This is a genomic window from Sporolactobacillus vineae DSM 21990 = SL153, from assembly GCF_000377985.1.
Classification (GTDB): domain Bacteria; phylum Bacillota; class Bacilli; order Bacillales; family Sporolactobacillaceae; genus Sporolactobacillus; species Sporolactobacillus vineae.
On record NZ_KB899042.1, the window covers coordinates 384647 to 397343 of the forward strand.

At 51.1% G+C, this 12697-nt stretch carries 13 protein-coding genes; 4 read left to right on the forward strand and 9 right to left on the reverse strand.

Annotated features, from left to right (window positions below; all coding sequences use genetic code 11):
* Positions 1-9: 9 nt before the first annotated feature.
* Both D889_RS0101895 and D889_RS0101900 read right to left on the reverse strand, forming a co-directional pair.
* Positions 10-948: a hypothetical protein gene (locus tag D889_RS0101895; protein ID WP_010631413.1), complete on the reverse strand. Its 939-nt coding sequence runs from the start codon at positions 946-948 to the stop codon at positions 10-12.
* 120 nt (positions 949-1068) lie between these two features.
* A complete protein-coding gene (locus D889_RS0101900; RefSeq protein ID WP_010631414.1) occupies positions 1069-1860 on the reverse strand; it encodes a TIGR00266 family protein in 792 nt (263 codons plus the stop codon).
* 163 nt (positions 1861-2023) lie between these two features.
* On the opposite strand from D889_RS0101900, the gene D889_RS0101905 reads away from it, so the two are divergent.
* The gene (locus tag D889_RS0101905; RefSeq protein WP_018962100.1) at positions 2024-2620 is read left to right on the forward strand and encodes a manganese efflux pump MntP; all 597 of its coding nucleotides are present in this window, start codon (positions 2024-2026) and stop codon (positions 2618-2620) included.
* Between the two features lie 96 nt (positions 2621-2716).
* Here the strand turns inward: D889_RS0101905 and budA are convergent, their stop codons facing one another.
* Positions 2717-3445 (reverse strand): acetolactate decarboxylase, encoded by a 729-nt coding sequence (gene budA / locus D889_RS0101910; RefSeq protein WP_010631416.1) that lies wholly within the window; start codon positions 3443-3445, stop codon positions 2717-2719.
* A 54-nt stretch (positions 3446-3499) separates the two neighbouring features.
* Positions 3500-5191 carry an acetolactate synthase AlsS gene (gene alsS, locus D889_RS0101915; RefSeq protein ID WP_010631417.1) on the reverse strand — a complete coding sequence of 564 codons (1692 nt, stop codon included), beginning with the start codon at positions 5189-5191 and terminating at the stop codon, positions 3500-3502.
* Between the two features lie 273 nt (positions 5192-5464).
* Between alsS and alsR the strand changes: the two genes are divergently transcribed.
* Positions 5465-6358, forward strand: coding sequence for an acetoin biosynthesis transcriptional regulator AlsR (gene alsR / locus D889_RS0101920; protein ID WP_010631418.1), 894 nt, complete (start codon positions 5465-5467; stop codon positions 6356-6358).
* Between the two features lie 2 nt (positions 6359-6360).
* Here alsR and D889_RS0101925 read toward each other — a convergent pair whose 3' ends face one another.
* Positions 6361-7473, reverse strand: a complete 1113-nt coding sequence (locus D889_RS0101925; RefSeq protein WP_010631419.1) for an AI-2E family transporter — start codon at positions 7471-7473, stop codon at positions 6361-6363.
* Between the two features lie 200 nt (positions 7474-7673).
* Between D889_RS0101925 and cls the strand changes: the two genes are divergently transcribed.
* Positions 7674-9122 carry a cardiolipin synthase gene (gene cls / locus D889_RS0101930; protein ID WP_010631420.1) on the forward strand — a complete coding sequence of 483 codons (1449 nt, stop codon included), beginning with the start codon at positions 7674-7676 and terminating at the stop codon, positions 9120-9122.
* Between the two features lie 97 nt (positions 9123-9219).
* Here cls and D889_RS0101935 read toward each other — a convergent pair whose 3' ends face one another.
* Together D889_RS0101935 and D889_RS0101940 are read right to left on the reverse strand one after the other, a co-directional pair.
* Complete coding sequence (locus D889_RS0101935; protein WP_010631421.1) at positions 9220-9669, reverse strand: acyl-CoA thioesterase; 450 nt, start codon at positions 9667-9669, stop codon at positions 9220-9222.
* 99 nt (positions 9670-9768) lie between these two features.
* Positions 9769-10482 (reverse strand): helix-turn-helix transcriptional regulator, encoded by a 714-nt coding sequence (locus D889_RS0101940; protein WP_010631422.1) that lies wholly within the window; start codon positions 10480-10482, stop codon positions 9769-9771.
* 279 nt (positions 10483-10761) lie between these two features.
* Between D889_RS0101940 and larD the strand changes: the two genes are divergently transcribed.
* Positions 10762-11472, forward strand: a complete 711-nt coding sequence (larD, locus tag D889_RS0101950) for a D/L-lactic acid transporter LarD (RefSeq protein WP_010631424.1) — start codon at positions 10762-10764, stop codon at positions 11470-11472.
* A 90-nt stretch (positions 11473-11562) separates the two neighbouring features.
* On the opposite strand, the gene rpsN is transcribed toward larD, so the two are convergent.
* Together rpsN and D889_RS0101960 are read right to left on the reverse strand one after the other, a co-directional pair.
* Positions 11563-11832 (reverse strand): 30S ribosomal protein S14, encoded by a 270-nt coding sequence (rpsN, locus tag D889_RS0101955; protein WP_010631425.1) that lies wholly within the window; start codon positions 11830-11832, stop codon positions 11563-11565.
* Positions 11833-12000: 168 nt separating this feature from the next.
* The gene (locus tag D889_RS0101960; RefSeq protein ID WP_010631426.1) at positions 12001-12660 is read right to left on the reverse strand and encodes a VTT domain-containing protein; all 660 of its coding nucleotides are present in this window, start codon (positions 12658-12660) and stop codon (positions 12001-12003) included.
* Between the last annotated feature and the right edge of the window lie 37 nt (positions 12661-12697).

Genomic DNA, 12697 nt, shown 5'->3' on the forward strand with positions numbered 1-12697 from the left:
TTGCCGGTTTTACCTCTGTGACAGCCCGCGTCCGTTTTTCGCGATGATCGTCCAGTTCTGACCGCCGTTCTCCGTCAGGTAAGCATCGCCGTTTGCCGTAATCACCGTTGTTGTCTGCGGATACTTCGGATTCCGGGCAATCTGGACAAGCCGGTCGCCCTTTACTGTATCCAGATCGAGATTAATTTCCTTATTATATTGAGGCAGAATCGAGTAAAGCATCGTCTGGTTTCCATAGAGGCCGGCGAACAATGTGGTTTTTCCGCCTGGCCCGAATGACACGGCCGTGACGGATTTGCCTCTCAGAAACGCCTTAAAATGCACGCCCTGATCCTCGGTCACATATAACCCGGAATGCGTTGCCACCGCAAGAGTGCCGGACTTCTTCGGATCCGCGGCGAGCATCTGCGGCGCGCCCTGAACCCCTTTCAGGAATGTCCGGTTCCATGACTTTCCCAGGTTTTCCGAGGAATAGAGCTGCTTTCCGTTCAGGAAATAGAGATGACGTGTCGCATAAGCAGCGGTAAATAAGCCTGCGCGTGGCTGGGCAGGCAAACGGACGGAGGTGATGATCTTATTATTATCTGTGCGCAAAACTGCACGTTGATGCGTATTCAGTGTAAAAAAGCCGCCCTCAACCGGCACGAGCTGAACCGCCCCCGGCAGCGAAACAGTCTTCGTTTTCCAGCGCCCCTTTTCATAGGCCGCGATGCCCTTGCCCGTACCGATCCGCAGCTGGTTCCCGTCTGAGGAATAGGCTGCGCCGAGTACTTTTCCGAAAGTTACACCGGCTTTATTCCCCTGATTTGCCGTGCGAACGGACTGAATCAGCCAGATGATGAGCACGACCAGCAGAAGGATCAGACCGATCTTCGCAAGAAACAGCCAGAACAGCAGGGCAAAGCTCTTCCGGTCCGAATGGTCATGAGATGCATTGTTTTTTTCCATACGTGACAACTCCAAAACAAATTTTCTGTCTACGTTCATTTTAACGGTTACAGAGGGACAGGATCAATCCAGACGATCCGGACGGTCATTTAAGTATATCCGGTCTTGGCTCTTCTTTTCTTATCTGCCGTCAAACAGATCAAACAGGCCGCCGATGCCGCCTTCGTCCTGCCTCTTTCCGGCTGGGTTGCCCGGCATCGCACTGAAGACGCGGCTCGCCAGGCGGCTGAACGGCAGAGACTGAACAAGCACTTTGCCCGGTCCGCGCAGGGTGGCGAAGAACAGCCCTTCCCCGCCGAACAGTGCCGTTTTTACCCCTCTGACGAATTCAATATCATAATCGGTTTCCTGAGTCAGCGCGACGAGACAGCCGGTATCGACTCTCAGTGTCTCGCCTGCTGCCAGATCGATTTCCTTGATCATCCCTCCGGCGTGGACAAACGCAAGGCCGTCCCCCTCCAGTTTCTGCATGATGAAGCCTTCACCGCCGAAGAAACCGGTACTCAGTTTTTTCTGAAAGGCAATGCCGACTGAAACCCCTTTTGCCGCGCACAGAAAGGCATCTTTCTGACAGATCATTTGTCCGCCGAGTGCACTGAGATCAAGCGGAATGATTTTTCCGGGATAAGGTGAAGCGAACGATACATGCTTCTTTCCGGACCCATTATTCGTGAATGCCGTCATGAACAGACTCTCGCCGGTCAGCAGCCGTTTCCCGGCACCAAACAGTTTGTCCATCAGCCCTCCGCTGCTGCTGCTGCCGTCGCCGAAAAGCGTCTCCATGCCGATCCCTTCATCCATCATCATGAAGCTCCCCGCTTCAGCGATGACGGTTTCTCCAGGATCGAGCTCAACGGTAACAAACTGCATCTCCTGGCCTTCGATGCGGTAGTCAATGTCGTGATTATTCATATGCGTGCCCTCCTGCAGATCTTTTTTCCAGTGACAGATTGAGTATACCTGAAAATCATCAGAGCAGACAATCCGGTCCTCCCCCGGCTGTGAGTCACCAACTGCCGGGCGCCGCATAAACTACCTCCCGACCGGTTGATTTACCGAATCGAAACAGGGGAGGATGGTTCATGTGCACTGGATTGTCGTTATTTTAATCGGCATGGCATCAAGTCTGGATAATCTCGCCGTCGGGCTGAGTTACGGCGTGCAGGGGAAAAGAATTACCCGCTCCGCAAATGTCTGGATCGCGCTGACGGCCACACTGATTTCGCTGGCGGCGCTGATTGCCGGAAGACTGATCGGCTTTACCATACCTGAAAGTCTGGCCGGGCTTTGCGGCGGTTCACTGATCCTGCTGATCGGCATCGGTTCATTTGTAGAATCGATCAGACACCATCGTAAGTCATCAACCACCATTCCGGAAGCGGATACTGTGGATCGTGATCATAACAATCTGATCACGTCCGGAGAGGTGGTCTGGCTGAGTTTTGCACTTTCGTTCAATGCGCTTGGCACGGCATTCGGCGCCGGAGTTGGCGGGATGGATCCGCTTTCAGTATCGATCTTCATCGGACTGCTTTCTTATCTGTCCATTGCCGCCGGCCAATGGATGGGTCTGAAAAGCATCCGTACCCAGCTGGGATCTGTCTCAGAAGTCGCCGCATCGATCCTGTTGATTGCCATCGGACTGTTCACCATGCTGTCTCTGCCCTTCTAAGCGGGCACCTTCACGACCACCGCACAAAAAAACTGCCCCGCAGCCATGAAACAGCCGACAGGACAGTTTTTACATTCAAAAAACCAGATTGAGGGATTAGCCTTCTGTGACTTTGATCTCTTTTTCAAGATTGCCGCGCGACAGATTGGCATTCAAAAAAGCCGCAGTATCCGGAGTATAAAGGCTCTGGTGCGTCTTCCGGTCAATCTGGAGGGTTCCGTGGTCGAGCACATAATCGAGCACGTGCCCGCCACCGGTCCGTTCCTCATCAATGAAATGGAAGTGGTAGCCGGCAACCGCGATACCCTGGGCAAAAACCGGTGTCCAGAAACCGACGATCGTCCCTTTAAGGTTTTCAAAATGGAATACCGGCTGCGTTTTCACGGCTTCGGTCATCGGCACCGGTTTATCCTGCCATGCCACGGTCCGGGTGCTGACTTCCTTAAAGACGCCGTCGATCCGGTATGCATAGAAGAGATTGTCGCTCGGTACCAGTTTATGCAGTTCTTTCTCGAAATCTTCCTTGCCGATCGGTCGGTCAAAAGTTTTTGTCATCTGCGGGCGAAAATAGGTGAGTGAGCAAAACGGCGTCCGGTTCTTGTTGGTCAGCGGCGTCGCGGTACCATCACCGCGCAGCTGATAAAACTGGTTGTCAAAACCGATCATTTCTCCGTCCAGGTGATCGAACGTGCCGATACCGAAATCGCCGTGCTCTTTGATCTCATCAAAATTCATCGCACCGTCGTAAACACCGGCCAGAAGCGAGGTCATTGTCGACAACTGGAAAACAGCGCCGGTGTCTTTCTCATTTGCTTCATTTGCCATAATTGAAACTCCCTTTCACTCTTTAACAGACTTGATGACGACTGCAAAAACGCATCAGTTCAGCTGGTTCGGAATCAGTGTCTTTCCTAAAGCCACGTTATCACTGTAATCGACGGGTACATCAATAATCACCGGTCCGTCTTTGACGGCCAGCGCCTCACGCAGAACAGATTCCAGTTCATCCGGATGATTGACCCGCATGCCCCTGGCGCCGAAAGCCTCGGCATATTTCACAACATCGATGCTGCCAAAATCAACACCGGAAGTCCGGTTATATTTCAGTTTCTGCTGGAAGCCGACCATATCGTAAGTACCGTCGCGCCAGACAATATGCACAATCGGCAGTTTCAGGCGAACCGCTGTCTCAAGTTCCATCGCAGAGAAGAGGAACCCGCCGTCACCGGACATTGAGATCGTCTTCGCATGATTGTGAATCAGGCTGGCCGCCATGGCCCATGGCAGTGCAACGCCAAGCGTCTGCATGCCGTTGCTGAACAGCAGCGTCTTCGGTTCATAAGAACGGAAATGGCGTGCCATCCAGATATAATGAGATCCGACGTCACAGGTGACTGTGGTATCGTCGCTGATCAGGCTGCGCAAAGTGTGGATGAGACTGAGTGGATGAACCCGATTTCCTTTTGTCTCTTTCGGCGGTTCATCGCGTGAATCCAGTTTCCGGCGCATCTCATCCAGAAAGTTGAGATGCTCGGCATCGAGATTCAACCCGCCGAGTTTTTCCTTGATCCGGCCGACGGTTGCCGGAATATCACCGACCAGCTCAATCGAAGGCTGGTAATAATGGTCGATATCCGCACGGACTTCATCCAGATGGATGATTTGCCGTTTCCCGTTCTTGTTCCAGAACTTCGGATCGTACTCCACGGCGTCATAACCGATCGTCAGGATCACATCCGCTTTCTCCAGTAACAGGTCGCCCGGCTGGTTGCGGAACAGCCCCACACGGCCGAAGAAGTGATCCTCCATATCGCGTGGAATCAGCCCGGCAGCCTGAAATGTTTCAACAACCGGAAAAGACAGTTTCTTCAATAAAGAGCGTACCGCTTTCACCACCGAAAAACGATTGGCTCTCATCCCGGCCAGAATGACCGGCATTTTCGCATGCTGCAGCGCGTCAACGGCTCGGTCAATCGAAGCTTCGGAAGCGGTTCCCAGAACCGGGCTTTCCAGCGGTCCGAGTGCACCGACTTCTGTCTTCGTCGTCAGCACATCCTGGGGGAAACTGACGATGGCCGCACCGGCTTCGGTGGACTCTGCGGCACGAAATGCATTTGTCACGACTTCAGGGACGTTCTTCGGATCGACCACTTCCGCGCTGAATTTGGTGATCGGCTGGAACAGGGCTGCGTTATCCATCGACTGATGGGTCCGCTTCAATCTGTCCGCGCGGGGCACCGCACCGGCCAGCGCGACAACCGGATCATTCTCCACATTGGCCGTGGATAATCCGGTTGCCAGATTTGAAGCACCCGGGCCGGAAGTGACGAGCACAACACCCGGTTTACATGTAATTCTGCCGACAGCAGCAGCCATAAATGCAGCATTCTGCTCATGACGGCAGACAATCAGTTCCGGTCCGCGGTCCTTCAGCACATCATAGATGGCATCGATCTTGGCCCCCGGGATACCGAAAATATATTTTACACCTTGTTTGATCAGACAATCGACAACGAGTTCCGCACCGCTTGAAAGTACTTTTTCCTTTGGATCTTTCTCAATACGGCTCACACTTTTTCACTCCCTATAAATGTTTGGCAAACAGGATTGAGTTTAGCGTTAGCAGGACGTTCAGCAGAGATACATGAAATGCTGAAGTCGAACGTCCGGCCAGTCATCCGGATGATCTGGTGATTCAGTTCTGTTGATAAGAATAGTTTACAACGCGGGGGTTTCAGTGTGAAATATATTATTGAGCACTGTGTCATACATAAAATATATTATTTGAATTCATCAGCGCTGACCCATATAATGAACCTATCATGGTTTCGGGGAGATCTCATAATGGAATTGCGACACCTGATCTATTTCATTACCGTAGCGGAAGAACTGCATTTCGGACGGGCTGCCGAACGGCTTCAGATGACTCAGCCGCCGCTGAGCAAACAGATTCAGCAGCTGGAAGACGAGATGGGTGTGGTCCTTTTCAAACGAAACAAACGTCATGTAGAACTGACCACAGCCGGCGAATTCTTTCTTCCTGAGGCACGACAAGTGATTGCACAGCTCGATCAGGCTGTGGAAACGGCGCAGCGAGCCCAGCGCGGTGAATTCGGCCGGCTCGTGATCGGATTTGTCGGTTCGGCTACCTACGATATTCTGCCCCAGTTCATCCGCGAATACCGGCGTCAATTCCCGCATGTTGCCGTTATTCTGCATGAATTGTCGACGCCGCAGCAGGTTAGCGCACTGATCGGCGGCCGGATTGACCTCGGCCTGCTCCATCCTCCGGTCAGCAGTACGCTGATCGAAAGTGTTCCGGTCAAGAAGGGCTTCGCCGCACTTTCCCTGTCCAAAAACGATCCGCTCGCCAGGAAAAAGAAAATCTCTATTGAAGATCTGCGCAACAAATCGTTTATCGTCGTCTCCCGCGAAATCTGGCCCGGTCTGTATGATGAATTCCTGTCCCTTTTCAAAGATGCCGGTTTCCGGCCGAAAATTGTCCAGGAAGCCACCGAATACCAGATGGTCGTCGGCCTGGTCTCTGCCGGAATCGGAATCGGTGTGGTTCCCGCTACAGCGGAAAAGCTGTTTAACCTCGAGGTTGTTTACCGCGAGATTGACAGCCATCCGCTCCGGGCCGTCCTTTCCATGGCGCACCTTAAAAAAAATGAGAATCCGGCTTTGAAACAGTTTATCTCTCTGACCCAAAAGATTGTGAACAGGGACCCATCATAAGGCTATGGTTTCAGAAGCGTATCATCCTTACTCTTCCGGCGCAGACGGATCAGCCGGACAATGTGCAGCACAATCGCCTTGATCATGGCGTACGAAGGCACGGCCAGAATCATTCCGATCGGACCGAGCCACTTACCGGATACGAGAAGCAGAACAATGATCGTCAGCGGATGCGTATTCATCCGTTTGCCCATGACAAGCGGCGAAATCAGATGGCCGTCGAGCTGCTGCACAATGACAATGACCAGAAGGACAAGCAGTGCTTTGAACGGTGAATCCATCAGCGCAACAATCAGCGCCGGTACGGTACCGATAATCGGACCCATATAAGGAATGATATTCGTCACGCCGACGATCAGCCCGAGCAGCAGGCTGTAAGGCAGCCCGATCAGTGCGAAACCGATACTTGAGTTGACACCGACGAAAGTCGCAACAATGATCAGCCCGTGAATGTAGGAGGACAGCGTCGTACTCAGATCGAGCAGGATGGTGTTGACTTCATGATGGTACTGATGCGGGAAAAAACGGGTGACGGCCTGAGGCAGCCGGTTGCCGTCTTTCAGCATATAGAAAAGGATGAACGGTACGGTCACAACGGTCAATGCGACGTTGACGACCACACCGAAGAACGTGGACAGACCGGATCCGGCGTGGCTCGTATAATATTTAACCATCGACAGCAGGGACTGCTGGATTTTATCAATAGAATAAATATTCTGGTGCAGCAGCCATTTGAAGCCGCGCGTTGCAGCCAGCTGATCAAAACTCCTGCGCCAGTTACCGATATAATCGGGCAGCTGGGCAAAAAGCGCCTTGACCTGACTGACGAGCGGCGGCCCAACGGAGGTTACGAGCAGAACGATCAGCCCGGTGAGCAGGATATAGGTCAGCAAGATTCCGAGAACTTTCGGAATCTTAAATTTACCGAGAAAATCGACAAACGGACTAAGCAGGAAGAACAGAAATCCTGCGACAAGGACAGGAAAAAAAAGCGTCGTAAACAGCGTCACGACCGGTTCAAAAATGAAGGAAATTTTCGTCAGGACGAAGATGAGCAGCGCGATGGCCAGCATTTCAACCGTCCAGAAAATCACTTTTGAATGCTTATTAAACATAGCCGCCGCCCTTCCGAACTTCTGATTCTCCTCTGACACTCTTCCTTAAATTATTATACCCTGTTGCGCTTCGGTTAAGCAAAGAAAAGACAGGCGGCTTCCCCCTATCGGCCGTCCTCAGCACAGCCGGCTGGTCGATTTCCGGGATTTAGCAGTATAATTTGAACAACGGGGTTTGGCTCACGAGGGGATGTGAACAGATGAGTATACTTACGGTCTTGCTGGGCATTGTCATTATTTCGAATATTTTTCTTGGCGCGACAGTTATTTTTCTTGAACGGAAAAGCATTAGTTCGACATGGGCATGGCTGATGATTCTCAACTTCATGCCGGTTGTCGGCTTTATTTTATATCTGATTTTCGGGCAGAATCTGAGCCGGCGGAAAATCTTCAAATGGGATCATGCCGTCCATGAGCGGACGAAGGAAATGGTCGGCAAACAGATGCTTGAGATCGTGAATCAGGAATATCCGTTCTCCCAGCCGATTCTGAAAGAATATCACGGTCTGATCTATATGAATCTCAATAATGATGAGGCGCCGCTGACACTGAATAACCGGCTGACCGTCTACACGGACGGTGAGGAAAAATTCAGACAGCTGCTTCAGGATATTCGGTCGGCCCGGCATCACATCCACATCGAATACTATATTTTCCGCAGCGATTTTCTCGGCAATGAAATTATTGACGCACTTGCCGCAAAGGCGAGGCAGGGCGTCGTCGTCCGTCTGCTGGTTGATGACGAGGGATCGCGCAAACTTTCTAAGAAACTGGTTCGCCGGCTGACCGCCGCCGGGGGCAAGTTCCAGACCTTCTTTCCCGGACGCCTTCCGCTCCTCAATCTGCGCATCAATTACCGGAACCACCGGAAGCTGGTCATCATCGACGGCACCACCGGCTACCTGGGCGGTTTCAATGTCGGTGACGAATATCTCGGACTCAATAAGAAATTCGGCTACTGGCGGGACACACATCTGCGGATCGTCGGTGAAGCGGTCAACAGTATTCAGTCGCGCTTCTTGCTTGACTGGAATCAGGCTGCGGGTGAACAAGTGCCTTTTCAGGATTATTACACGATCGACCCGAAAACGTACTATGGCGAAGTCGGGATTCAGATTGTATCCAGCGGACCGGACAAGAAATGGGAACAAATCAAGAACGGCTTTATCAAGATGATTCTCACGGCTAAGAAACACATTTACATCCAGACCCCTTATCTGATCCCGGACGAGAGCCTGCTGAACGCCATCTCCATCGCATCGCTCTCCCATGTCGATGTCCGGATCATGATTCCGAACAAGCCGGATCATCCATTTGTCTACTGGGCTACTTTTTCCAATATCGGACTGCTGCTGGAGGCCGGTGCCCGCGTATACCTTTATACCAACGGATTTCTCCATGCCAAGACGATCATCATCGACGACCGGATCGCATCGGTCGGTACGTCGAATCTGGATTTCCGCAGCTTCAGTCTCAATTTTGAAGTCAACGCGTTTATCTACCATCAGCAAACCGCACGGGAACTGGCCAATATTTTCAAAAAGGATATCCGCCTGTCCCGGGAGCTGACGATTGAAGACTATGAGCATCGGTCCAACCTGATCAAGTTTAAAGAATCCGTCTCCCGCCTGCTGTCCCCAGTGCTGTAAGCGGGCGACACGAACCAGCATTCAGAAAAAAACGAGTGCCCGGAGTTGAACCGCTCCGAAGCACTCGTTTTTCACTTATCGTTAAGCTCAATGAAGTTCAGCGAACCGGTACATCAATCCCGCGGATCTGGCGAAGTTCCGGTGCATTTGCCGGACCGTCCTGATGCTGTCTGAGGATCGCCTTCATCTTCTCTGAAAGCGGAACAACCGATTTGGTCCGGTAATTGTAGCCAATCAGGGTCACCCGGCCGCGTGCGTGCCAGTTCCCGTTTGCGTCGGCAATGGCATGCTCGACATCGAAACTGGAATGGGAAATAGTCCCGATCCAGGTGTAAACGGTAATTGTTTCGTCATAACTGATCTCATGAATATAATCACAGTGCGTCGACGCCACAATGACCTTCCAGTCGTTCAGGTCCATGCTGGGCGTGAACCACCGGAAAATTTCACGTTTTCCCTCTTCAAAATAGGTGTAGTAAACGGCATTATTGACGTGTCCCATGCCGTCGCAGTCCGCAAAGCGCACCGTTAACTTCGTCGTAATCATGAACTGATGCCTCCATACGTGTCGTTCTTTCCAGGATGTACTTATTTATTAAGTGTAGCACACTCGGAATATTTCTTGCTGAACGGACGTATGCGCGGTTTACTGCTGTAACGATGCCCTGTACTCCGACGGCGACTGCTTCTCATATCTTTTAAACATCCTGGTAAAAGAAGCGTTATACTCATAACCCAGCTGGTACGAAATGGTCAGCATGCTCAGATGCGAATCCCTGAGCAGTTCCTTGGCACGATGAATCCTCAAAAAGTGAATATACTCAAGCGGCGTCATCTGCATCTTCCGTTTAAACCAGCCGCAATAGTAAGACGGTGTATAGTGTTCCATCTCAGCCAGTGCGCGGATATCAATCTTTTCCGTGTAATGCTGACGGATAAACCGAAGTGACAAACTGTCGGGTTTTACCGCCGTTTTCCGCAGCAGATAATGAAGCAGCAGGACCGCTTCTTCACGGTGATCCTCAATGACTTCGCGGATCAGCAGTTCACGGACCGGCAATAGGTTCGGGCTGATTTTGATCACCGCACCCTCTTTTTGCACCGGCATGTCATGAAGATACAAATCTGCATAATCGACCGGCAGATTGATGACCAGACTTTCGTTAGACACTGAGGAGTCAGTCAGATAGGTATGCTGAAAAGGCAGCAGACAGAGCTGCGTTTCTTCCACACACTTTCTGCCTTCCGGCGTGATAATCATGACGGAACCATGAATTGGAATCAATAATTTCACCTGTGATGCATTCAGCCTCCGGGACAGCTGCGCAATCGAAATAAAATAGAAGCAGATATCCTGCATGCCGCGTCGGCTCCTTCTCTTCCTCAAGATCTGCAAATTTTGCGTTCCAGAGCTTCAGTTTAACAAATTCAGGCAGCGGATGCCATGTCAGAAATGTTACAGCCGGCTATGGGGCAATAAAACAGCCGGCAAGTTTAACAAAGTTATAGATCAAGGACAAGATGTAAACGAATTCAGATAAATTCGGTTAAGATTCCCCTATATAACGGCTAAGACACCGGCGGGAGTGCCCTGTATACTTTTTCTGTCAAACTTACTGTTCAGGGGGAAACTCAGAAAATGCATCAATTAGTTGCAGAATTTCTGGGCACCGCACTGATGATCGTCTTCGGTGTCGGTGTCCATTGCTGCGAAGTGTTAAAAACATCCAAATACCAGGGATCCGGTCACATTTTTTCGATTACGACCTGGGGATTCGGCATCACGGTCTCATTATTTATTTTCGGTAATGTGAATATCAATCCGGCAATGGTGGTTGCTCAGGCTGTTCTCGGCAATCTGCCCTGGTCAAACGTCATTCCGCTGAGTGTCGCCGAAGTGCTCGGCGGTGTCTTCGGCGCCATTGTCGTCTACATCGCCTATGCTGATCAGTTTAAGGCTTCCGTCGACATCGACCGTGTCAAAATCAGAAACATTTTCTCAACAAACCCGAATGTGCGAAATCTGCCGCGTAATTTCTTCGTCGAGTTTATTGATACATTTATTTTCATCCTGGCCATTCTGGCAATTTCGTCAGTCCATACGCCGGGTATCGTACCGATCGCCGTCGGTCTGCTTGTCTGGTGCATCGGCATGGGGATGGGCGGTCCGACCGGATTTGCCATGAACCTTGCCCGGGATATGGGGCCAAGAATTGCCCACGCCATCCTGCCAATTCCCGGAGGAAAAGCAAGCAACGACTGGCAGTACGGCATCATCGTTCCCGGTATTGCCCCTTTTGTCGGCGGTATTTGTGCCGCACTGTTCTATCGCTGGTTCTTCGGTGCTTAACAGCGGATCTTAAGATAAATATGAGTAAAAAAGATCTGCGAAGCAGTTTACCGCTGCGCCGCAGATCTTTTTTTCACCTATGCCTGATGCTTACCAGCTTGCTTTACGTACCCCGGGAATCTGTCCCTTATGGGCATAGTTGCGAAAGGCAATACGCGACATTTCAAATTTCCGCATATAGCCGCGCGGCCTGCCGGTCAGCATGCAGCGATGATGCAGCCGGGTCGGCGATGAATCCCGCGGCAGCCTCCTGATCGCTTCCATGTTCCCTTCCGCCTTCAATTTCTTGCGCAGGTCGGCATACTTTGCGACCATTGCCTCACGTTTCAGTTCTTTTACAACCTTGGACTTCTTAGCCATATTAAAGATCTCCTCACAAGCCCTGTAAAAGCTTAGCCATGAATAACGTAACACTTGTTTTTCACCAGTGCAACAAGTGTGCAATTAAGCAACTGACCGATGAAATTTATTGTATTGCATCAAAAAACCTCCCCGGTTCATGCAGAGAGGCTGTGTCATCCGTTGCTGTTAATCGAGCGATTTCTTTGAAAAGATGTTCTTTAGCCAGACAAGAATGATCGGAATCAGCGAAATGAATACGATCAGAATCATAATCAGTGAGAAATGGGCTTTAATCACCGGAATTTGCCCGAAGAAATAGCCGGCCAGAAGACCGAGAAGCGTCCACGCGGCACCGCCCAGGACGTTGTAGAGAAAAAAGTAGGGATAGTGCATCCGGCTGCCGCCGGCGATAAATGGAATAAAGGTACGGATGAACGGCATAAATCTGCCGAGAAATACCGCAAAGCCGCCATATTTATTGAAAAACGCCTGTGCCTTGTCCATCTTCTCCTCATTAATCAGCCGCGAAAACAAATGATGCTTTTCCAGGCTCTCCCCAATTTCCCGCCCGATCCAGTAATTCACTGTATCACCTAGGACCGCAGCAATCAGAATCAGCAGGATCAGTGCAAATAGATTCAGGCCTGAGGCGCTGTGCGCTGCAATCGCTCCGGCCGCGAACAGGAGTGAGTCGCCGGGGAGAAACGGGCAGATCACCAGCCCTGTTTCGATGAAAACGACGACAAACAATATTCCGTAAGTCCAGACCCCGTACTGATTGACAATCTGAAGCAGGAATTTATCAATATGCAGGAACAGATTAATAACCCAAGACAGCGTATTCATTCAACAATCCCCTTCACCGAATTAAAATGAACGATCT

Bases quoted from the DNA above. Each gene is read 5' to 3' on its own strand.
- budA (WP_010631416.1), bottom strand. From the start codon at position 3,445: ATGGCAAATGAAGCAAATGAGAAAGACACCGGCGCTGTTTTCCAGTTG.
- D889_RS0101905 (WP_018962100.1), top strand. From the start codon at position 2,024: ATGGTTCATGTGCACTGGATTGTCGTTATTTTAATCGGCATGGCATCA.
- D889_RS0101935 (WP_010631421.1), bottom strand. From the start codon at position 9,669: ATGATTACGACGAAGTTAACGGTGCGCTTTGCGGACTGCGACGGCATG.
- D889_RS0101925 (WP_010631419.1), bottom strand. From the start codon at position 7,473: ATGTTTAATAAGCATTCAAAAGTGATTTTCTGGACGGTTGAAATGCTG.
- D889_RS0101960 (WP_010631426.1), bottom strand. From the start codon at position 12,660: ATGAATACGCTGTCTTGGGTTATTAATCTGTTCCTGCATATTGATAAA.
- D889_RS0101940 (WP_010631422.1), bottom strand. From the start codon at position 10,482: ATGCAGGATATCTGCTTCTATTTTATTTCGATTGCGCAGCTGTCCCGG.
- D889_RS0101900 (WP_010631414.1), bottom strand. From the start codon at position 1,860: ATGAATAATCACGACATTGACTACCGCATCGAAGGCCAGGAGATGCAG.
- larD (WP_010631424.1), top strand. From the start codon at position 10,762: ATGCATCAATTAGTTGCAGAATTTCTGGGCACCGCACTGATGATCGTC.
- cls (WP_010631420.1), top strand. From the start codon at position 7,674: ATGAGTATACTTACGGTCTTGCTGGGCATTGTCATTATTTCGAATATT.
- D889_RS0101895 (WP_010631413.1), bottom strand. From the start codon at position 948: ATGGAAAAAAACAATGCATCTCATGACCATTCGGACCGGAAGAGCTTT.
- alsR (WP_010631418.1), top strand. From the start codon at position 5,465: ATGGAATTGCGACACCTGATCTATTTCATTACCGTAGCGGAAGAACTG.
- rpsN (WP_010631425.1), bottom strand. From the start codon at position 11,832: ATGGCTAAGAAGTCCAAGGTTGTAAAAGAACTGAAACGTGAGGCAATG.